The sequence below is a fragment of the Vibrio sp. 10N.247.311.51 genome, from assembly GCF_041467855.1.
Lineage (GTDB): Bacteria > Pseudomonadota > Gammaproteobacteria > Enterobacterales > Vibrionaceae > Vibrio > Vibrio coralliirubri.
Genome location: NZ_JBFSVK010000012.1, coordinates 1 through 21869, shown reverse-complemented (window position 1 = coordinate 21869; position 21869 = coordinate 1). Strand labels below are relative to the sequence as shown.

The 21869-nt window shown below is 43.8% G+C and carries 15 protein-coding genes and 1 pseudogene; 8 read left to right on the top strand and 8 right to left on the bottom strand.

Features of this window, described 5'->3' with window-relative positions; translation table 11 throughout:
• Positions 1-52: 52 nt before the first annotated feature.
• The 4 genes from AB6E85_RS12640 to AB6E85_RS12625 are packed head-to-tail and all read right to left on the bottom strand — an operon-like array spanning position 53 to position 4646.
• Positions 53-2029 (bottom strand): diguanylate cyclase domain-containing protein, encoded by a 1977-nt coding sequence (locus tag AB6E85_RS12640; protein WP_372142904.1) that lies wholly within the window; start codon positions 2027-2029, stop codon positions 53-55.
• Positions 2029-2565 (bottom strand): YfiR family protein, encoded by a 537-nt coding sequence (locus AB6E85_RS12635; RefSeq protein WP_372142902.1) that lies wholly within the window; start codon positions 2563-2565, stop codon positions 2029-2031. Before AB6E85_RS12635 ends, AB6E85_RS12640 begins: the two co-directional genes overlap by 1 nt.
• A complete protein-coding gene (locus tag AB6E85_RS12630) occupies positions 2555-3715 on the bottom strand; it encodes a TonB-dependent receptor plug domain-containing protein (RefSeq protein WP_372142901.1) in 1161 nt (386 codons plus the stop codon). The genes AB6E85_RS12635 and AB6E85_RS12630 overlap by 11 nt, the downstream gene beginning before the upstream one ends.
• On the bottom strand, positions 3645-4646 hold the full coding sequence (locus AB6E85_RS12625) for a TonB-dependent receptor plug domain-containing protein (protein ID WP_372142899.1): 1002 nt from the start codon (positions 4644-4646) through the stop codon (positions 3645-3647). Before AB6E85_RS12625 ends, AB6E85_RS12630 begins: the two co-directional genes overlap by 71 nt.
• A gap of 170 nt (positions 4647-4816) precedes the next feature.
• Here AB6E85_RS12625 and AB6E85_RS12620 point away from each other — a divergent pair, with 170 nt between their 5' ends.
• The 3 genes from AB6E85_RS12620 (at position 4817) to AB6E85_RS12610 (ending at position 7388) form a co-directional block, all read left to right on the top strand.
• On the top strand, positions 4817-5560 hold the full coding sequence (locus tag AB6E85_RS12620; protein WP_017071504.1) for a 5-oxoprolinase subunit PxpA: 744 nt from the start codon (positions 4817-4819) through the stop codon (positions 5558-5560).
• 132 nt (positions 5561-5692) lie between these two features.
• Positions 5693-6445: an allophanate hydrolase subunit 1 gene (locus AB6E85_RS12615; protein ID WP_372142898.1), complete on the top strand. Its 753-nt coding sequence runs from the start codon at positions 5693-5695 to the stop codon at positions 6443-6445.
• Positions 6438-7388, top strand: coding sequence for a biotin-dependent carboxyltransferase family protein (locus AB6E85_RS12610; RefSeq protein WP_372142897.1), 951 nt, complete (start codon positions 6438-6440; stop codon positions 7386-7388). The genes AB6E85_RS12615 and AB6E85_RS12610 overlap by 8 nt, the downstream gene beginning before the upstream one ends.
• Before the next feature lie 169 nt (positions 7389-7557).
• Here the strand turns inward: AB6E85_RS12610 and AB6E85_RS12605 are convergent, their stop codons facing one another.
• From AB6E85_RS12605 to AB6E85_RS12595, 3 genes are all read right to left on the bottom strand, one after another.
• Entirely contained in the window at positions 7558-9012 is a 1455-nt protein-coding gene (locus tag AB6E85_RS12605; RefSeq protein ID WP_372142896.1) for an FAD-dependent oxidoreductase, read from the bottom strand.
• Between the two features lie 532 nt (positions 9013-9544).
• Positions 9545-11983, bottom strand: coding sequence for an ABC transporter permease (locus AB6E85_RS12600; protein ID WP_372142894.1), 2439 nt, complete (start codon positions 11981-11983; stop codon positions 9545-9547).
• A 1-nt stretch (position 11984) separates the two neighbouring features.
• Entirely contained in the window at positions 11985-12659 is a 675-nt protein-coding gene (locus AB6E85_RS12595) for an ABC transporter ATP-binding protein (RefSeq protein WP_372142892.1), read from the bottom strand.
• Here AB6E85_RS12595 and AB6E85_RS12590 point away from each other — a divergent pair.
• From AB6E85_RS12590 to mrdA, 5 genes and pseudogenes are all read left to right on the top strand, one after another.
• Entirely contained in the window at positions 12658-13275 is a 618-nt protein-coding gene (locus tag AB6E85_RS12590; RefSeq protein ID WP_048608336.1) for an arylesterase, read from the top strand. The two genes, AB6E85_RS12595 and AB6E85_RS12590, sit on opposite strands and share 2 nt — an antisense overlap.
• 81 nt (positions 13276-13356) lie before the next feature.
• Positions 13357-14556, top strand: coding sequence for an enoyl-ACP reductase FabV (fabV, locus tag AB6E85_RS12585; protein WP_372142889.1), 1200 nt, complete (start codon positions 13357-13359; stop codon positions 14554-14556).
• Between the two features lie 178 nt (positions 14557-14734).
• Positions 14735-16659 (top strand): annotated as a pseudogene (locus AB6E85_RS12580) (EAL domain-containing protein).
• Between the two features lie 120 nt (positions 16660-16779).
• Entirely contained in the window at positions 16780-18435 is a 1656-nt protein-coding gene (locus AB6E85_RS12575; protein ID WP_017060076.1) for an ABC-ATPase domain-containing protein, read from the top strand.
• Positions 18436-18802: 367 nt separating this feature from the next.
• Complete coding sequence (gene mrdA, locus AB6E85_RS12570) at positions 18803-20701, top strand: penicillin-binding protein 2 (RefSeq protein WP_048612687.1); 1899 nt, start codon at positions 18803-18805, stop codon at positions 20699-20701.
• A gap of 125 nt (positions 20702-20826) precedes the next feature.
• Here mrdA and AB6E85_RS12565 read toward each other — a convergent pair whose 3' ends face one another.
• A complete protein-coding gene (locus tag AB6E85_RS12565) occupies positions 20827-21447 on the bottom strand; it encodes a DNA-J related domain-containing protein (RefSeq protein ID WP_372142887.1) in 621 nt (206 codons plus the stop codon).
• Positions 21448-21869: the final 422 nt, after the last annotated feature.

The following is a 21869-nucleotide window of genomic DNA, read 5'->3' as shown; positions in this document are numbered from 1 at the left end:
AACCTATCACTTATGATACAACAACTTAGGGTGAGCTCACAAACACCGGTGCCTATTTACCCTCACGAGAGAACACAAACTGACCTTTTCCTTTGCGTTTCGCTTGGTACATCGCCTCATCAGCAACTTTTAGAATCACGTCAATATCACGCTCTGAGCCATCAACTAAATGGATACCTAAGCTCGCTCCAACATGAAGTGAACGCTGTTTGTAGTTTACTTGTTGCCCGATCAGATCCAACAATCGCTCGGCTAACTTAGCTAACAAGACTTTGTTTGTCTGTTTAATAATAAGAACAAATTCATCACCCGACAAACGTGCAACCAAATCCCCCGCTCTTACCTGAGATAACAAACGGTTTGACACTTGTTTAAGGATTTCGTCACCCGCATCGTGTCCATAATTGTCATTCACTTCTTTGAAGCCATCCGAGTCCAAGTAAATAACCGCGAAATGCTGATTCGAATAGTGGCTCGACGTGACAACATCATCCATAACCTTATACAGCTGCGCTCTATTCGCTAATCCGGTTAACGCATCGTGATGAGCCAAGTGTTCGAGTCTTTCCATCTCTTTAACGTTGGATAAATCTGACAGCGTTAATACCATATCAAACTCGTCTTTCTCGTTGTCCGAGGCAACTCGATTCACTTTGACAAACATTGGAACCAACGTGCCGGACGCGCTCTTCTCCCACACTTCGCCTTGCCATTGACCATAGTTGTCTAACGAACTGCGAATTGTCGGCATCAATGATGAAAATTGCTGCCACGAAAATACTTCAAATGGTGTTTTGCCCACCAGCAGATCAGAGTGATAACCGAGAAGTTGTGTGATCGCCGGGTTAACCATGGTTATCACGTTTGACGAGTTCAGCACGATCAAACCGTCTTTACTGTTTTCGAAAACACCCGCAGCAATACGTTGGCGACTCATGGCCGTTTCTATGTCGGTGACATCTTGGATTGCATAAAGAATACGACCATGTTTTGTCAGAGAACGACTGCTCACACGAAGCCAGCGTTTTGATTGAAAGAGATCGGTGGTTTCTAGCAATTCGTCATTAAGTTCAATATTGGCATCAATAACATCTTGTAAGTAACCCGTTTTCTTGGTCGCGATCAACTCTTGGATCAACATGTTCTCAAGAAAGGCTTCCGAGCATTTAAAAATATCCCGAGTAGCTGCGTTCGCATGAAGAATGAGTCCTTTTTCATCTACCACCAACAAAGAGTGCTGAACGGTTTCAATGACCTCATTTGCGAATGATTTTTCTTCTTGTAACTTGTCTAACGTAAAATTGATTTGGTTATCGCGATGTTGAAGCCTTTCTAACATGGTATTGAAAGCTCGAACCAGATCACCGATTTCATCGCGGTTCGTTACGACTAATTTAGGCTGCTTCGAACGACGCTCAACAAAGGCTTGCATCGCCTCATTGAGGTCAAACATCGGTTCGATAATCAAGCGTTGCACCAATTTGACCAGTACTCCGCCTAACATCACAAGAAACAACAGGTAGACGACCGCAACCTTGAAAATATTCGTTAAGATCGAATTAAACGTCTCTTTCGATATTGTTACTCTCAAATTCGCGATCACTGCGCCATCCAGTGTCACTGGAACGAGCAAGAAGATGAAATGCTCAGAGATGGCAAATTGATGATCGGCGATATCTTCTAATTCTTCTGCGTTTGGCCTTGGAACCAGAGTGTTGCTCACCTGATAGCTGGCAAAAAGCTGCTCGTTAATGTCATAGAGCTTCACTCTAACAATATCTTTATCTGCGACGAAAGCTGACAAGATTTCCTGAGCCGATGACTTGTCTTCAAATAGAATCGCGGCTTGCAAGTTATAAGCAACACCTTGTGCCAGCACTTTAACACGCTGAATAAGGCTCTCTTTCTCCCTCTCAAACGTGACAGTGTAATTTACCGATTGAATCGTGACAAAAGTGACTGCGATGAAGATGATAATAGGTAATATCAGCTTGTTTTTAATCGATATGTTATTAATGAAAGACAACATTATTTGCCCTCCACTATAGCGATTCGTAACAGGTTTGAACCAATGACGTAGTCACCGCGCCTTGCGTTCTCTAGGTTGATCTTAGGTTTGAGCTTATTATCGATGTGCGTGAGTTCAATGACTCCACCTAGGTCCGTAAAGTTAGGAATGTCGCTGATTGTCACAGTATGTGGCGAGTGCTCTTGACTGCGGAATTGGTCATTTTCACGGTCAGACAAATACGTAATATCGCACTTAGAAGTAATCGACTGTTGAACTTGGATATCGAGTGAACGAATAGATTTCCCCTCTGTAATTGACGTCAGCACTTGGCTTACCTTTTCATCGCCAATCACACAAAAGTTTACAGCGTTCATAGAGCTTTCGTCATTCCAACGTATAAAATTCGCAATTCTAAAAAGGTACACCGCTTTTACTTCATAAGGTTTGAAGCTGGACGCTGAGGTGTTCAACGGCACAATAAGCATCGTTAAAGCAGCTAAGCCTAGTTTAGAGAAGCCAAGCTTAATGCGGTGCTTAAGCCATTTAGAATTCATGAGAGATCCTCACATACACCGATTCTTGATTGACGCTTTTCTGAGATGTGAATTCAGCTTGATAGCCGTCACTCTTACCTATGTTTTCAACAACCACTTCAATTAAAGGCGCTGCGGACGATTTTTTCCATGCGAGGCGCGCATCAAAGGTTATTTCATGTGGGTAAGACTGCCATTCATATTGAGTGCCATCACCTGCTACCCAATAGTCTGGGTAATTCACATTAATGTACTGGCCTATCACATCGAATTGCCAACTTTCGGTGATATTCCACATCAACTGTGCCGTGGCTAAATGTTCATTATCAATATCGTAATAAACACTCGTTTGAGGGCTAGATTTAGGGTCATCACCTTTATTCTCACCTTCTAACGTCGTATAGGCGTAACTCAGGTAACTGGCTAGATCTGGGGTGAGTTGGTAACTCGCGCCTAACTCTAAGCCATAAGTTTTTGCTTTATAATCATCAGACAACGCCCCGACATAGACATGATTCGCAGGGATATCATTCGGGTCATAGCTGTGAAAGCGAAGGTTGTCATGTTCACTCAGGTAAATCGTTGCATCGAGTTCGAAATTTGAATTGTTTGAGTAGCGATAACCCATTTCCGCCGTTACGACGTTCTCTGTTTCAAGACTGGAGCTTGATTTATATACATCTAGGTAGCTGTTGTTTGAATCAGCATTGTAACTATTGAAATAATTGGTGGAATTGGAATCCATATAAGATGGTGCAACAACCGCACGGCTAAGCCCCGCCCATACGGAATGACGTTGAGTTAACTTATATAAACCACGCAATTGAGGTGAAAGCTCAGTTGAATCATTCTGTGTAAAGTGTTCAACCTTGGCACCAAGAGTAATAGACAGCGCTTCCGTCATTTGAATTTGAGACTGTATAAAAGCGTTCGCAATATAATCGTTGGCAGATTGGATGTTGTAAGCTCGACCGTAGTAATCAGGGTTGTACCAATCCACGTCCGAAACTTGGCTTGAGGAGAAATCAAGATACATATATCGCATACAACCACCAAGTGTTAGCTGATGGTTTTCCGATAGTTGGTTGATATAAGTAGAGTCAAAGTCGAGGGTCGAGGGTCGAGGGTCGAGGGTCGAGGGTCGAGTAGCTTCCTGGAGCGTCTGGCGCATTATCCTCATTATATTCACCCCATAACGAATATGAGAGTGTCGAACTTTCATCAAAATGGCGAGAGTCGTTGAATTGGACGTAAACAGATTGACTCTTGTTATCGAAACCATTGGCTTGTGGTCCGACAAACGATCCTGAGTTATCATATTGGAACGTATACAACTCCGACTCATAAAAGCTTTTCTCACCACCAATACGTAATGACCAATTTTCTTCGGCATTGCTTGGCTGAAACACCATTCCTGCCGTTTGTGCTTTCCATTTTTCAGATTCGTTTGTGCGATACGTGGGTTCTTCTCGGTACTTATAAAAGGCACGAGCATCCACAGTGTCGTTTAGGCTTAATCCCTGACGAACACTAAATTCGTAGTTATCAGTATTAGACGCGACACCGGAGAGATAAGTCCCCTGCGTATCATTGGCAGACTTAGTAATGATATTGACAACACCATTAACCGCGTTGCCTCCCCAAATTGTTCCGCCGGGGCCTTTTAGTACTTCGATGCGTTCAATGTCGGCAAGTACATAATCAACGTCGCTCCAATACGTACCGCCATAGACTGGGCTAAACAAGCTTCGTCCATCCATCATCACGAGCATCTTGTTATATAGCCCATCATGAAAGCCGCATGTCGAAACAAACCATGAGGTTTCATTGAATTTGGTGACTTTGAGTCCGGGTACAAGCGTTAGGACTTCAGCAATGGTTTTCGCCCCACTACGCTGAATTCGCTCATTAGAAAGCACATACACCGACGAAGGAATGTCAGTGAGTTTTTGTGTTACTTTCGAAGCCGTTTCCATTTCGACATCTAACATAGACAACTCTTCAAGGCTCATCGACATGAGCTGGTCTAGAGAGTTTTCTTGAGCAGAGACAAAAACAGGTGTCGTTAATGCTAGTCCTAAGCAAACCTGGCGGGATATCATGTGCTCACCTAATATACAGATAGATATTAATCCTTTAATCAATAGTTCAACTATATATGAAATGCCATACTGGTAAATCTACGGTGTCGAAAGTTTGAGTGGGGTCACTGTTTATTTATGGTATTTATAAGACCGTCATTACTTACCTCAACGTAAAGGATTAGCACCACGTGACAACGAAGATTTTGCTTAATTGCGACATGGGAGAAAGTTTCGGCAATTGGAAGATGGGCGATGACGAGTCGGTCATGGAGTGGGTCGATATGGCAAACATCGCTTGTGGCTTCCACGCGTCTGATCCGCACGTTATGTCCAAGACGATAAAACTGGCGCAGCACTATCACACCCAAATTGGTGCTCATCCCGGTTATCAAGATCTCGTTGGTTTTGGTCGCCGTTCTATTCCACACACCATGGACGAAATCAGTGAACTGGTTTGCTATCAAGTCGGTGCATTAAAAGCCCTTTGCCGCTATCACCACACCTCTGTTGGCTATGTGAAACCTCATGGCGCCCTTTACAACGATATGATGGCAAATATCGATGTGTTTAATGCGGTAGCCCAAGCCGTCGCTGAATTTAACATCCCCTTGATGATTCTCTCTTCATCAGACAATCAACAGTATTTGGATATTGCTGACGATCATGACTTGCCTCTCTTGTTTGAAGCGTTTGCCGACCGTGCTTATTTAAATAACGGACAATTAGCGCCACGTACTCAAAAAGGCTCGGTTTACGTCAATCAAGACGATATCTATAACCAAGTCATGCAAATCATTAACTATGGCTCGGTCACGACTTTAGAGGGCGAAAGACTGCCTATTGAAGCCGATACCATCTGTGTTCATGGTGATAACCCTCAATCCATCGCATTGATTAGAAAAATCAGACAAGACCTCAACGCTTTTAATTAGTATGAAGCGTGTGATTGGTATGACGCATGGTCTAATCGCTTTGTATTGGTTTAGACACGGATGTTAAAAACGCCAAATACGCAAATAAAAGGCCGTAAGTAAATCAAAGGCAAACAAACGTATGGAAACGAAATGACGACGAATAAGATTGAATTCAATATAGCGCCAGTCGCGGAATGCAGCGTTTTGGTGACCTTGACACTATCGCCTTCAAATAATCAATCTAGCGCCGAATATGCGCAGTACATGGCTCACTTTTCCGATGCCATTCGCCAAAATTTAGCATCGGTGTTGATGAATGTGACGCCGGCTTACCAAACAATATTGGTCGACTACCTCCCTTATCGAATATCAGAACAGCAGCTCATTGAACGGCTCAATAATTTGTTGAATCATGCTCTGTCGTCCTTTTCTAGTGTTAATAAAACTCGCGATGCGATTGAGCTTCCTGCCTATTACTCACCAGAAACGGCGCTCGATTTAGACCGATATCAAGATAAAGGCGTGACTCTGGACGATATTATTCAATATCACACCTCACAGACATACAGCGTCAGTGCGATTGGGTTTACGCCTGGCTTTGCATTTATGTCTGATGTGGTTATTGAGCTTGCTTTACCCCGCCACTCCACACCCCGTTTAAATGTGCCCAAAGGCAGTATCGCCATCGCTGATACGAAAACAGCGGTGTACCCTTCGGATTCACCGGGCGGCTGGAATATTATTGGCAATTGCCCGCTTTCGTTGTTCGATCATAGCCAATTGAAGAACGCCGACATCATGCAAAGACCGCTGTCTCTACTTAATGTCGGTGATACCGTCCGTTTCATCGCGATTTCAAAACAAGAGTTTGTAGAGTTGGGGGGAGGCATCGTAAATGGCTAAGACAAAAGCTAAACCAACACTGACAGTGATTAAGCCCGGTCCGTTGAGTTTGATTCAAGACTTTGGGCGATTTGGTGTTGCTCACCTTGGATTAACGCAAGGTGGACCTGTTGATGATTACTCTTATAGCTGGGCCAATCATCTATTGGGTAACCCAGTCAACCAAGCAGCATTGGAAATCACGCTTGGGCAATGTGCGTTACGAATCGATTTTGATTGTGAGATGGCACTATGCGGGGGTGATTTACAAGCGAAACTCGATGGTAAACCACAGCCTAACTGGCGTACTTTTCAAGCTTTTAAAGGGCAAGTCCTCTCATTTTGTTTGCCTAAAAATGGTCTAAGGGCGTATTTAGCTATTAAGGGCGGTTTCGATGTTCCATCAACTCTTGATAGCTGCTCTACAGTCACTCGTGAAAAGATTGGTGGATTAACGCAAGATGGAGAGCCATGCCAGCAAGGGCAACAAATAACTTTTACACAACATCAACTCTCGCGCCCGTTTAAAGCGTTGAGTGTTACCTTCCGATACACGCCTGATTACAATCTACCCGTGAACCTACGAGTGATTGAGGGCTATCAAAGCGAGCTATTCTCCGCGTCAGCAAGAGAGACTTTGTATAACGCGCAGTATCACGTTGACCAAAACTCAAATCGGATGGGTTATCGACTCAGTGGCGAGCCCGTAGACTCGCCTGACATTTCGCTATTGTCAGAAGGCATTGCCCTAGGTGCGATTCAAATTCCACAAGATGGACAACCTATCGTGCTGCTTAATGACAGACAGACCATAGGTGGTTATCCGAAGATTGGATGTGTCGCAAGAATCGATTTACCACGCTTGGCACAAGCAAAACCTGGGCATGCGATATCATTCAGCAAGGGCGATCGCTTAGGCTTACAAGATGTTTGGTGCCAATGGGCTCAGTTTTTCGGCTATTAGTTTTTGCGATGTGTTATGTGCTAATTGCTATGTAGCTAAGAATAATCAACTAGGAAGATGTCGTTTGGATGAGTCTCGGCATCTAAGTTGGCGTTTGAATGAAAATTCGGCTTACCTATTACAGTAAGCCGAATTGAAGCAGTTAAGCGCAGTCGATGATGATTGGCTATTAAGCGTGATCTTGACCTGACACCTTTGCAAGCGCTTCTGGATATCCACGTTCTTGCGTCAAATCTATCGCTCTGTTTTCAATATCATTCAGATTAAGTGACATTGTCACTGAGTGCGTATCTTCAATAGATACCGCCTCTGATACATCAAACCATTGCTCAGCAACCTTTTGTGCCGCTTCTAATGTTGAAGATGCTTTCACGACTTCAAGTCGAGCATAGCGTTCACCACAGAATGAAACGTCTGAAGCTCGTAAGCTAGGATCAGTTCCCGGAATCTGCTGTGCACCAAACAAAGGTTTACCACCGACCAATGCAGAGCTGAAACTTGGGATAAACTGAGACATATGCGTTATGGCAGCGCGAGTTCTTAATTCAAGCTGCTCTTCACTCCAACCCGATACGATTTTCTTAAGAAGCTTCGAAGGCAACTGTGGTTGTGATGAATCTGTTGATGATGAAACGAGCCCACCCTCGAATAGAGTAATCCCTTCTGTCATGCCGTGAAGTTGGAACACACCATCAGCATATGGCGTTAATTGCGCCATGCCTTGCGGTGTGCCTCTCGGGCCATGAAAGATAACCTCTGGCCACTCTTCCTTACATTCTTGCGAATATGGCCACTCTGTAACGTATGCAGCTTTAAATTCAACAAGTCTTTGCTGCTTAGAGCCAACAAAGTCGTCCACGATACCCGTTTCAAACCCACTCGCATTGATCAAGTAATCGGTCGTTAGTTGGCAACTTTGGTTTTCGGAATCTGTATAAGTCAAAGACCAACCTTGACCTGTCGACTCAACAGATTGTAAGCGGCTGCTGGTTAACACAGTACAGTTAGTTTGTTGCCCTAAAGACAATTGAGCGGTCGCAGAAAGTCGGAATACGCTCCAACCATATTCTTGAACCATCGCAACAGGATACTTAAGAGTCTCTAAATCCGTGTGTTTCGCAAAAGGAATACACCAATCATCAAGCGATGTTGGTTTCAGAGGCTGTGTTTTCGCAGAAAGCGCTAATAAATCTTCTTTGCTGTACAGCTTGTAATACTCTTCCGGATCACCGAGCACTTGGTTGCTTTTATCTTGTTTAACAAGATCGGCATAAGCGCTTTTAATTATCTTAAGACGAGGAAGCAGATCCAACGGCTCTCCACCATCACTGTGCGGAACGGCGATGATTGTCGGACGAATATTGATCGTATGAGGGAATAAGCGGACGGTATCAATTGACTGCGTGAGCAACAGAAGACACTGCTCTACAGAAATATCTCGATACAAATTGCCGCCAGCGTGCAGGTGGCAAATTGGTGGACCATTAACCAAACTCGGCCCTTTTTCTAAGATAGTGACCTTAAAACCCAACTCACTAAAGTGAATCGCGCTCGTTGTTCCGGCAATACCACCACCAACAATGGCAATAGAAGGTTGATTTGTATCCATTTTGTTGTGGTTCATCGTGTTCTGTAGAATAAGATTAACTGCCGCTATTCTACTTTTGTTCTGCGATGAATTAAAACACATTTTTATCAAGGTCTTAGATAGGCGGGATTTAATATCTATGTAAAAAATATAAATAATCTCTTGACTCAATAACTCCAGATAGAGTTTGAAAGGTTATTCTAACAGTCAAATTTGTCCTAAGTGACGCCACATAAAGGCTGCCTCAGTACTCTTAAAACATAGCGGTTAACTTATCCCTAAAGTTATCCACCGTTTTTGTGGATAACTGTTGATAACGTTCTTGCTAAGTTGCGCAAACCCTTTGTTTACAGGGACTAACCGCTGTTCATTAAATCGGCATTATTGGGCAATTAGTTTTAAAAAATGCTAAAAAGAGTGGAATATAAGGTGCGATATTTTGTACTTATGCTACCGGTTGGTCAAATAAAAAACGGTCTAAAGCGACGTATTATAAATAGTGTATGACTAAGTATAAATAATCTCACTTTTAGACCGTTTTAAGCGCTTGGCTAGATCTCGCTAGCGACTAACCAAAATCCTTGTTTACTGGTGCCAACAAACGTTTGATTAAGCTATTCACTACCGCGGCTAATGTGATAAACGTCAGCACCGGTAGCGCTATCCACAGCATCGGGTGAAGTGAAGGTTGTAACTCGAAGCCAAAATTCATAACGCCTGCCACACTGAGCTCAGAACCGAGCGCTGCAATTGAGCCTGCGACTAACGCCATTAACCCGTACTCACACCAAATAGTATTGAGAATTCGCTTCTTACTCGCGCCTAATGTTCGATACAAGCGTATCTCTTGTTGTCTTTGAGATAAGCTCAATCGTAATAGAGTGAAGATAAGTAACAGCCCCGCCACTACACCTAAAGCCGCAAGTACGGTAATCGACCAAACAATCTGTTTAAGCAACTCTTGGATCTTGCTACCCATCTTACGAATATCCATCAAACTCACGGTTGGGTGATTTCGAGATAGCTCGTTGAGCATCTGATTATGTTGTTCTTCTAATCTGAAGCTCACTAGCCAAGTAGAAGGGATTGAACTCAAGACATCTGGAGTAAAAATGAAGTAGAAGTTCGGCTTCATTTCACGCCACTCTACTTTGCGGATGCTATTCACCTTAGCCGAGACATTCTGGCTGTTGATTGTGAATGAAAGCTCATCGCCAATCTTTAGATCCAGTTGCTCCGCGACATCCGATTCCACAGATACGCCCTGCTCTTGTGTCCAGCTGCCTTCTAACACTTCATTGTACTCGGGTAAGCTATCTCCCCAAGTGAAGTTGATCTCTCGACTTAGTGCGTCTGTTTCGCCTGAGGTATCGCTGTATTCCGACGCTTCAACACCGTTTATCGTCGTCAGTCGTCCTCGGATAATTGGAAACGCTTGAGTACGCTCTACTTCGTTTGCATCAATCGTCTCGAGATAACTGTCTTTCTCATAGCTTGCAATGTTAAGTGCAAACGCATTCGGTGCGTTTTCTGGTAAGGTTTGCTGCCAATCTGACAGTAAATCACTTCTTACCAACCAAATGATAGACAGCAACATCAGTGAAAGCGCTAAAGAGCCAAATTGAATCCCCGTTGCTAAAGGTGTGCGATTAATTCGACTTAATGCTAAACGCATAGATGTCGATGTTGGCAGCTTACCGACTAAACGTAGAACAAACGTACTGACAATCGCAAGCACTAAGAATAGGCAAGCGATACCCGCTAGAACTATCCATACCAATAGATTGTCGCCATACATCAGCATCATTGGAATAATCGGTACCAGTAACAAGAGGTATTTCTTGTAGCTTTCATTGGACTGGTGACTTGATTGGATAACGCTGATTGCCGAAGTGTTGACCAAGCCAATTAACGGGATACCAAGAGCAGGAACACCAATTAAGATGCTTGATAAAATCGCTAAGATTGCCGGTTCAATACCATAACTAGGAAGTGGCGTTGGTAATAAGTCGCCCAGAGGTATACGAAGCAAAAACTCCAAGCCGATACCGATGGTTATTCCCAGTACTGCACCGATAACCACTAATAGAGATACCTGTACAGACAACCATTTAACGATCCACTGCTTGCTTGCACCCAAACTCTTAAGCATCGCGATGGTTTTACGGCGACTCGCAACATAATGTTGGCAAGTGAGTACCAAAGTGGTCGCGGCCATGATCACAACAATAGCAACGGTTAACGAAAGATATTGAGTCGTGCTTTCGAACATGTCGTTAGTACGGCTCGCAGAATCTTGAGTACGCCAGCGATCGCTTGGTGTTAATTCTACGCTGTCTTGCGCGGCTTGCAGTTTTGTATCATCACCGTTGAGAAACAGCCTAAAACTAACACGACTGCCCGGTTGAATCGCTCCCGTGGCATCGATATCACTTGTATGAATCAGCACGGCTGGCATCTGTTGGAACGGGTTAAAGCTTAAGCCTGGTTCTTGAGTGATTCGTCCAGTTATCGCTAAATCGGCATCGCCAATAGTGACAATGTCACCAATTTCAATCTCTAACTGTGCAAATATACGCTCGTCTAACCAAAGTTCCCCTGGCTTAACATGGTTACTTGATGCTTTATCAGCACCCTCTAAGATCATTTCACCGCGTAATGGGTAATTACTTTCAACCGCTTTCACCGTCACTAACTGCATCGAATTGTCACTGAATGCCATGGTTGAAAAACGAGTCAACTGAGAGCTTTCTAATTGTTCAACTTGAGTGAGGTCTAACAAGGATTGCGGAATTGGGTTTGCTGAGATAAACACGCTATCGGCAGTAAGCGCATCTTTGCCCTGCTTAACAATTACCTGCTCCATACGTTCGGCCAACGCCGACAATGCAAATACACAAGCAATAATAAGCGTTAAAGCGATTGAAACTGGCCACAACTGACCGTGTCGAATCTCTTCGATACTCCATGAAAACAGGCGTTTATTCAGTCCATTTGATGAATTCAATTTAGACTTCCTCTATCTGACCGACATGCATCTTAAGTGTTCTTTGGCAACGTTGTGCAAGCTTAGGATCGTGTGTCACCAAAACTAACGTTGTGCCGTGGGATGAGTTCAATTCAAACAACAACTCGACAATTTTGGCAGCAGTTTGTTGGTCTAGATTGCCTGTGGGTTCATCGGCAAAAAGAATTTTTGGCTTAATCATAAATGCGCGCGCCAACGCGACTCTTTGTTGCTCACCACCCGATAGCTGCGACGGCAAGTGATCAAGCCTGTCTTTTAAGCCTACTGATCCAAGCAGAGCCGTCGCGCGTTCGATGTCTTCGTCTTCTCCCTTCAACAAACAAGGCAACGTGACATTTTGCAGCGCAGAAAGGCTTGGAATTAATAAGAAGCTTTGAAATACAAACCCTACCGATTCACTGCGGATCTTAGCCCTTGCCTCATCATCAAGCTGTGAAAGTGGCTGTCCTAATAAACTGATTTCGCCTTTCGTTGGTACATCAAGACCAGCAAGCAGCGTCATTAAGGTCGACTTACCCGCGCCAGACGTGCCGACAATCGCGACAGTTTCGCCTTCACGAATATCGATATCGACGTGCTCTAGGATTGTTAAATGTTCTTGATTAGTAGACACTGTCTTCGAAACAGCTTCTGCTTTAATGATGGATGTATGCATGACTCGACTAATTTCCTTTTTATTCTTTATTTTATTTTCAACCGCTTCTTTGGCTCAAGATACCGACTTAGATTCTAAGTTACTGGTCCTTGGTGATAGCTTGAGTGCTGGTTACAACATGGACATCAAACAGAGTTGGCCAAGCCTGTTACCAGACGCGTTAGCAAAGCATGACAAAACGGTAACCGTGGTTAACGGAAGTATTTCTGGTGATACAACGGGCAATGGTTTAGCTCGCTTACCACAATTGCTTGAAGAACATGCTCCAGACACCGTTCTTATTGAACTTGGTGCGAATGATGGACTTCGTGGGTTCCCACCTAAGCTGATGTCTGCGAATCTTGATCAAATCATTGAGCAGATAAAAGCTGCGGGCGCCAAACCTATAATGATGCAGATTAAAATCCCACCGAATTACGGAAAGCGTTATAACCAACAGTTTGAATACGTTTTTGCAGCGCTTGCTGATCAACAAAACGTACCACTTTTGCCGTTTTTCCTAGAGCATATCATCCTCAAACCTGAGTGGATGATGAACGATGGACTGCATCCAAAACCAGAAGCTCAACCTTGGATTGCTGAATTTGTCGCCGAAGAATTATATCAGTATCTTTAAGTTTTAATGGTCTAGCTCAATAAATTTTACACAGCTTTACGTTAGCCTGAGTGCATATCATCGTTAACTGTAAGGTTATTTATGCTTGTCGAACCTGTTATCAAGGGTGTGGTAGCCAAAAGCGCTCACCCTCTTGGCTGTCAAGAAGCCGTAAAGCAACAAATCAAGTTTGTTAAGAGTGCGCCGCAAATCAAAGATGGCCCTAAACGAGTACTGATTATCGGCGCTTCCTCAGGCTTTGGCCTTGCCGCTCGTATTGCCCTTACCTTTGGCGGCGCAAAAGCTGACACTATCGGCGTCTCATTCGAGCGCGGTCCAAACGAAAAATCCCTAGGTAGTGCTGGTTGGTACAACAACATCTACTTCAAAAAAGAAGCCGAACGAGAGCAACGCACTGCTATCAACATCGTTGGCGACGCCTTTTCGCAAGAAACACGTTTACAAGTTGTCGAAGCCATTGAAACCTACTTTGAAGGTGAAGTGGATCTAATTATCTATAGCTTAGCTGCAGGCGTTCGTCCTAAACCAGATTCCGATGAGTTTTGGCGCTCTGCCATCAAACCTATTGGTGAAAGCGTAACTGGCGCAACCATTTCTCTGGAACACGACAACTGGGTCACCAACACGCTTGAAGCCGCGACGGAAGAAGAAGCCGAAAGCACACTCAAAGTGATGGGAGGCGAAGATTGGGAACAATGGATAGATGAACTCATCAACGCTGAATCTATTGCTCCGGGTTGCAAAACCATTGCTTTTTCTTACGTTGGTCCAGAAGTCACGCACCCTATCTACTTAGACGGTACTTTGGGCCGCGCTAAAATAGACCTTCATCAAACCAGCCACGCACTTAACCTTGAATTAGCAAACTTTGGCGGTAATGCTTACGCGACCGTGTGTAAAGCATTAGTGACCAAAGCGAGTGTGTTCATTCCGGGACTCAGCCCTTACCTGCTTGCTTTATATAAAGTGATGAAAGAGAAAGAGACCCACGAAGGTTGTATCCAGCAAATGCAGCGTCTGTTTAGCAGTAAACTCTATGGTCAATCAAAAGTACCACTTGATGGTGAGCGATTGATCCGTATGGATGATTGGGAATTAGACCCAGAAACCCAAACGCACGTAACTGAATTACTAGAAAAGATGGATGAAAACAACTTCCAAACTTTAGGTGATTACCAAGGGTTTAAAGAGGAATTTCTGCAATTAAATGGGTTTGCTCAACCATCGGTAGACTATAGGCAGAAACTTAACACGGAAGATTTTATAAAGTTAAAGCCTTAATCTGAAATTATCTCATTACTGAGACCCGGATTCACATTTGAAAACCTCTGCAAAATTGCGGAGGTTTTTTTGAGCAACATTTCTTATACTTAATTAACGCAAGGTTCACAGTTTATTCGATTCATCATAATTAACACAGGATGTGTTGATGCATTTAGCATAATTGACTCGGAGTCATATGAAGAAAATAAAAACGATAGACTTAGATATTCCAGACGATATGGAGTCCGGTTGGCAGAACATTGTTGACCTCTTAGCTCAAATCACTCAAGTGCCTGCCGCGCTCATCATGCGTGTTCACGCCAATTACATTGAAGTATTCTCTACTAGTCGCAGTAAAAACAATCCATACAACAAAGGTGATTCGGAAACCTTAGGCAATGGGCTTTACTGTGAAACGGTGATGGAGTCTCAACAACAACTTGTTGTGCCCAATGCTCTCGCTGACCCTGCCTGGGAAAACAACCCAGACATAAAGCTCGGTTTAGTCTCTTATTGTGGAATTCCGCTGCTTTGGCCGAATGGTGAATTATTTGGCACTATCTGCATTTTAGACTCGAAAGAAAACCACTACACTCCCACCTATATCAAGCTTTTACAGAGCTTTCGCACCTCGATAGAGTCTCAGCTTAAAACCCTGTTTCAGCATGCTAAGCTCACTCAAATGAATAGAGACTTAAAAAATCGTGTTTACACTCGGACTAAAGATCTTGCGAGTCTTAATTATTCATTAAATCAAGAGATTGATAAGCGAAAAGCAGCAGAGCAAAAGATCAATTTCCAAAAGAATCATGATCTCGGTACCGGTTTTTTAAACCGAAACGCATTTGAATCTCATTTAAACCACAAGCTACTGTCACAGAGAAGGCTGACAGACAGCTCATTTGCAGTCGTTCATATTGGTTTTACCAACGGCAGACGCATACAGGCTCGATACGGCTATAACGCGTTAGACCAGGTGCTTGTTGAATACCGTAAACGCATCGACAGTATTTCTGATATCGATGTATTAACTGCACGCCCTACTTCTGTTGACCTCGTGCTGGCGTTTAGCGTTAAAGATTTGCACCATCGCCTTGAAGAACTTTGCCAGACGCTCGTTAAAGTTGGCCATTCAGAATTCGAGATAGAAAGTGACAAAGTGCATTTGCATGCGTTTATTGGGATTGCAATTACGAACGACGAAGATGACGCGGAAAGCATTCTGCAGAAATCTTCTGAAGCGATGTTAGCGTGTAAAGATTCTGGACAAAAGTTCGCTTACTATTCTCAATCCCATACCGAAGAGCAAACTCACATTAATAAGATCGAAGGCTATTTGCTTCAAGCCGTTCGTAATGATGACCTTATGCTCTACTTTCAACCCAAAGTTTGTCCGTTGACGCATCGTTGGGTCGGTGCAGAAGCTTTGCTTCGTTGGCGACATCCTGTTTTGGGAGACATCCTGTTTTGGGAGACATCTCTAATGAAACCCTGATCCACATGGCCGAGCAAAACGGTTTGATTTTCGAAGTGGGCAGCTTTGTTCTACGCAATGCGATTGAAAAAGCCAAAGAGTGGTCCGAATACGTCGACGATTTTAAGATGGCCGTCAATGTGTCTGCGATTCAGCTCAAGAACGTACACTTTGCGGAACAAGTGGTTCACCTGCTCGAAACCTATCATCTAGAGCCTCGTTTCTTAGAACTTGAAGTCACAGAGAGCGGCCTGATTGCTGATGAAGTGGTTGCCAAGAATACCCTGGAATCTCTGCATGACATTGGCGTTACATTGTCACTCGATGACTTTGGTACAGGCTACGCCTCTTTCAGTTACCTGAAGAAGTTCCCATTCGATACCATTAAGATTGATAAGAGCTTCATCGACCAAATGCTCAACTCACACGAATACTCGGAAATTGTTCGTTCTATTGTCCAAATTGCTAAAAAGCTCGACCTAAAAGTGACGATTGAAGGCATAGAATCGGAGGTTCAGGAGCAATTTATTATCAATGAAGGCTGCGATGTGGGCCAAGGTTACCTTTACGGAAAGCCAATGCCGAGCCAAGAATTCGAACACAGCTTAATCAATCAAAACTATTTGGGGACAACTCGTTACGCTTAAAGCGAAAAAGAGCAGTTAGTTTTGGATTTAGGCCTACTTTCTCTTTACTCTAAAGGTGGTGATTTTTATAATCGCCGCCTTTCTGTTTTTATCTTTCCCCTTATATAGGCATTCCTCGTTATGGATCAGTTGACTGCAAAGCTTAAAAAGCTCGAAAAACAAAACTACCGTGCATATCAACAAATTAAAGGTCAATACGACTTTGCTGATTTTGAATTACACATCGACCACATCCAAGGTGACCCATACGCGTCAGCTTCTCGTTTTCGTGCAACGCGCGCGTGGTCTTTGACCGGGTTAGATTGGCTGAAAGAAAAATCTTACGAATACCAAGTAGCCGCTCGTGACTTTATCGCACGTAGCTTCTCGGAGTTCGCGAAACAAGAGTCGACCGTGTCTATCGCCCTGACGGGTCAAACCGTATTAGACAACACAGCTGTTGTATTCACAGACCACGGCATCGAAATTCGTTTCCGTATTAATTTACCAGCTGATGGTCGTAGCATTCTTGCTAAGAAAGCGAACAACATCATCACTTTCTACTTACCGAAGTTTATTCGTCGCGCGACGCTTGAGCGTGAGTTAAACATCGATGCAATGATCAAACATTGTGAAACGATTGAAGACCAAGAAGCACTGCGTGCTCAATTGGATGAAAACAACTTAGCGGCGTTCGTTGCTAATGGCAGTGTGTTACCTCGTATCGCGGGTAACTGCGACCTTCCGATGAAAGACGCGGTACCTTTCGCGGCTCCAGAATCATTGAGTGTTACTTTAAATACCCCAAACCAAGGTGACGTGACTGGCTTAGGTATTCCAAAAGGCATTACGCTGATCGTTGGTGGTGGTTTCCATGGTAAATCGACACTGTTGAACGCCGTTGAACGTTCTATCTACAACCATATTCCTGGTGACGGTCGCGAAGGTATTGTAACTGCGATTGATACGATGAAGATCCGCGCTGAAGATGGTCGATGTGTGCACAGCTTGAACCTGTCAAACTACATCAACCATTTACCAATGCAGAAAGACACGTCTGATTTCAGCACACAAGATGCGTCAGGCTCTACGTCTCAAGCGGCTTGGTTACAAGAATCAATTGAAGCCGGCGTTCAAACTCTACTTATTGATGAAGATACGTCAGCGACTAACTTCATGATTCGTGATGAGCGTATGCAAGCGCTGGTGTCAAAAGGCGATGAGCCAATCACGCCACTTGTCGACCGCATTGGTCAGCTTCGTGAAGAGATGGACATCTCTACCATTGTTGTAATGGGCGGTTCTGGTGATTACCTAGATGTCGCGAACACTGTGATTCAAATGCACGACTACCAAGCGGTAGATGTGACTGAAAAAGCAAAAGACGTGATTGCTCAGCACCCTACTCAGCGTACTAATGAATGTGAAACTGCTTTAGAAACTTTTGTACCACGTTCATTGAACCGTGCTTCACTCATGAACATTCTGACTGACGGTAAGTTCCGTGTTAATGCTAAAGGCAAAGAGTCACTGCGTTTTGGTAAAGAGTTCGCAGACCTTTCTGCACTTGAGCAATTAGAATCACCGTCTGAAGTGAATGCGATCGGTTGGGCTTGGTTCCAATTCGCACAAACTCCAGGTTGGTCAAACAACCCTGCTAAAGAGTTTAACGCTATTTTAGAAAACGAATGGCACGCTAACATGCCTAACTACGGTGACCTAGCGAAACCAAGAACATTAGATGTGATGGCTGCTCTGAACCGTATGCGTAAATCTCAGTTCAAGCCTTCGAACTAACTTCGTTAAATATCGGATTTATTGTGCTTCTAGGCTTTTGAAGTTCTAAGCTTTTAGTTTACTAAGCCACTAAGTAAGCAAATTAACCTTCTACGGCTCTCATTCTGAGGGCCGTAAATTTATCTAACCTCTTTTGACTTAACATCTAGTGTTATCAAAACTCTTCAACTCTATAAATTCATAAAACCAATCTTTACATCAATTACTTATCATCTTTTGTAATAAGAAAACTATAGGCGCTGTTTACCGCCATCTAATGCTGTCGATCCCTCAAAACATGACACAGCTTTTACAAAACCCTAGTGATATTCAGATAAAGTCCCGACTCGACAAGTGTAACCAAATGTAACAAACCCTTGAGGCTTCAATGAATCATAAACGCGTTAAGATGCGTGACCATAAAATCGAAGTGAACCTATTCAAAAACCGCGTAATCGTCGCGTTTTGTGGGATCTTGATGTTCACTCTTGTCTTAGTCGGCAATCTATACCGACTTCAAGTTGAAAATTTTAAAAGCTATCAAACTCGTGCCGATGGCAACAGAATCAAAGTATTACCTATCGCCCCTACTCGTGGACTTATTTACGACCGTAACGGCGTGTTGCTTGCGGAAAACAAGCTTGTCTTTGATCTGACGATGATTCCAGAGCAAACCGATGATGTCGATGCAATGCTCGCCAAACTAGACAAATATGTCCCCCGTGATGCTGAGCAGATCGCTCGTTTCAAAAAACGTTATCACAACACCCGCCGTTTTAAATCTGTGACTATTCTAGAGAACTTAACGGAAGAAGAGATTGCGAAGTTCTCTGTGCACCAGTATCAGTTTCCCGGCTTATCTATCGATACCAGCTTAAAGCGTTTTTACCCGAATGGTGAAGTGCTTACCCATGTGCTTGGTTACGTGGCGCACATCAATGATAGCGATCTCAGAAAGTTAGAAGAACAAGGGATAGAAGCGAATTATCAAGCCACGACAATCATAGGAAAACTGGGTGTTGAACGTTATTACGAAGATATCCTGCACGGCACCAAAGGTTATCAAGAAGTTGAAGTAAACAGCCGTGGTCGAATAGTCCGAACCATTGAGTACGTGCCGCCAGTAGCGGGCAAAGATATCGTGTTAAATATTGACCTAGAGCTGCAAAAATACGTCTTTGAGCAACTTGATCACCGAACTGGAAGCGCGGTTATTCTCGATCCAAAAGACAACAGCGTGTTGGCGATGGCATCCAGCCCGAGTTACGACCCTAACCTTTTTGTCGATGGTATTTCGAGTAAGAACTATCAACGCTTATTGAATGACCCTGCTCACCCGTTAGTAAACCGCACCACTCTAGGCGTTTATCCTCCTGCATCAACCGTTAAACCATTTATGGCTGTGGCAGGACTGCAAGAACATGTCATCTCTGAAGATACCATCCGTAACGACCACGGCGTTTGGAGAATTCCTGGCTCTAAACGAAACTCTAAATCTTGGCGTGACTGGAAACGCTGGGGTCACGGACCTGTTGATGTTACCCAAGCGATTGAAGAGTCGGTAGATTCATTCTTCTATCAAACCGCTTTTGATTTGGGTATAGATCGAATTTCAAGTTGGATGAACCGATTCGGGTTTGGTGAACCGACAGGCATCGATATCTATGAAGAAAGTACCGCCAACATGCCGACTCGAGAATGGAAAATGATGCGTTATCGCACCCCTTGGTATCAAGGTGACACAGTTCCGATTGGTATTGGCCAAGGTTATTGGACATCCACTCCAATGCAACTTGCTAAAGCAACGTCAGTATTGGTTAATCATGGTAAGGTGATGCCACCCCACATCTTAAGAGCCACCTTAGATCACGGTGAAGATTTCAATACGCAACAACTTGTCGAACCGGAGCCAATGCCTTCAATCACCGAAGTACCGGATAGAATTTGGGATGTGCCAATCAACGCGATGCGACTCGTAAACCACGGTAGTCGAGGCAGCGGCAGACGTGCATTTAAGGGAACTGAATACACGAGCGGCGGTAAATCAGGAACTGCACAAGTGTTTGATCTTGCGAAAGATCAGGTCTACAACTCGAAGAAACTCGCTAGGCATTTACTTGACCACGCGCTTTACACGGCTTTCGCACCGTATGAGCACCCTGAATATGTCGCAACGGTGGTTATTGAACACGGTAACGGTGGTTCAAAAGTCGGTGCGCCTTATATTCGTAAAGTACTCGACTATGCCTTTGAGCATAAAAGTGGCGAGAGCAAAGATCATTCCTAGCACCAACAACTCAAGTCGCTACAACGCATAACGTAATGACGACAAAGCCCCACTTGTGTCACTCACAATGTGGGGCTTTCTGTTTTATGGTTCTACTCAACTAGGCAGCTAAAAATGCCGGTCGATTATGAGCTTCTTAATACATGCCATGCTTCACAGAGCGTCTGGAATTTTGCGGTGTTGCCCTCGTCTCTGTCTGGATGCCATCTCAACGCCAGTTGTCGCCAACGTTTTCTAATTTCATGGTGTGTCGCGTCTAAAGGTAGCTCAAACAAGTTTAACGCTCGGCTTCGGTCCATATCGAGCTCATCACCACCCACAAACTTTCTGTACCGAGTCCAAAACTCGTTCAACAGCCTTTTGACTTCGCCCTCGTCCGCTTCATAGTTAACCCAATTAATGTAGTACTCTCGAAGTGGGTCTTGATGATCGATACTGTGACTGCTTCCGTGATAACGACCATTCATCAATTCGATGTCCATCGCTTGGACTTGGAGCCAACCATCAGGGTGTAAGGTTTCTTGAAGCTGATAAAGCGCATTCATGATAAGGAAGTTCTTCTTAAACAACTCTTTCTCAGGCACTGCATCTAACACTGGCACGAACCCAAGGTCGTTCAGATGAGCCGCCAATGTATGAACTTTCCTTCCACTTGGCTTTTGCTTAAGCACTTCCATTATCGGCCAAAGCAATGGGTTTTCCATATGGCAATGAAAGTTGGCTCTCACGTCTTGATGATTCGACATAGTTGACTCAGTTAGTTTTCTGAATAAATGGATTTCTAGAACAGTGGATACTATGAGTAACCTGTTTTGCATCCGTTGCGTATCTTCTTTAATTGAAAGCGATTTCAGGTTATATGATAAGCAACTTTGATTTATATTTTCCAATAGCTCGGCGCTGTCCCATTGTTAATTAACTTTATCGCTAATTTTTCAATGGTACAAACGATAACAGCGTTATACTGTCCAATACAGGTACTTGCGCTGTTTATTTCCGTCAATATATCTACAAATTTTAGACGGTATACAGGACGAGATAGGGCTTGTTTATAGGTCATGTCACCTTTTACGATGGCGTCTAGTCAGTAATTTAAAGCCTAGTGTATAATCGCGCTGAGTGCGCTTAACGTAGTGTTTATTTGGAATGGTCATCATTAGTCCTCAAT

Excerpts from the sequence above, each read along its gene's own strand:
- fabV (WP_372142889.1), top strand. The coding sequence starts at position 13,357 with ATGCTTGTCGAACCTGTTATCAAGGGTGTGGTAGCCAAAAGCGCTCAC.
- AB6E85_RS12565 (WP_372142887.1), bottom strand. The coding sequence starts at position 21,447 with ATGTCGAATCATCAAGACGTGAGAGCCAACTTTCATTGCCATATGGAA.
- AB6E85_RS12640 (WP_372142904.1), bottom strand. The coding sequence starts at position 2,029 with ATGTTGTCTTTCATTAATAACATATCGATTAAAAACAAGCTGATATTA.
- AB6E85_RS12610 (WP_372142897.1), top strand. The coding sequence starts at position 6,438 with ATGGCTAAGACAAAAGCTAAACCAACACTGACAGTGATTAAGCCCGGT.
- AB6E85_RS12575 (WP_017060076.1), top strand. The coding sequence starts at position 16,780 with ATGGATCAGTTGACTGCAAAGCTTAAAAAGCTCGAAAAACAAAACTAC.
- AB6E85_RS12625 (WP_372142899.1), bottom strand. The coding sequence starts at position 4,646 with ATGATATCCCGCCAGGTTTGCTTAGGACTAGCATTAACGACACCTGTT.
- mrdA (WP_048612687.1), top strand. The coding sequence starts at position 18,803 with ATGAATCATAAACGCGTTAAGATGCGTGACCATAAAATCGAAGTGAAC.
- AB6E85_RS12635 (WP_372142902.1), bottom strand. The coding sequence starts at position 2,565 with ATGAATTCTAAATGGCTTAAGCACCGCATTAAGCTTGGCTTCTCTAAA.
- AB6E85_RS12595 (WP_372142892.1), bottom strand. The coding sequence starts at position 12,659 with ATGCATACATCCATCATTAAAGCAGAAGCTGTTTCGAAGACAGTGTCT.
- AB6E85_RS12615 (WP_372142898.1), top strand. The coding sequence starts at position 5,693 with ATGACGACGAATAAGATTGAATTCAATATAGCGCCAGTCGCGGAATGC.
- AB6E85_RS12630 (WP_372142901.1), bottom strand. The coding sequence starts at position 3,715 with ATGCGCCAGACGCTCCAGGAAGCTACTCGACCCTCGACCCTCGACCCT.
- AB6E85_RS12590 (WP_048608336.1), top strand. The coding sequence starts at position 12,658 with ATGACTCGACTAATTTCCTTTTTATTCTTTATTTTATTTTCAACCGCT.
- AB6E85_RS12605 (WP_372142896.1), bottom strand. The coding sequence starts at position 9,012 with ATGAACCACAACAAAATGGATACAAATCAACCTTCTATTGCCATTGTT.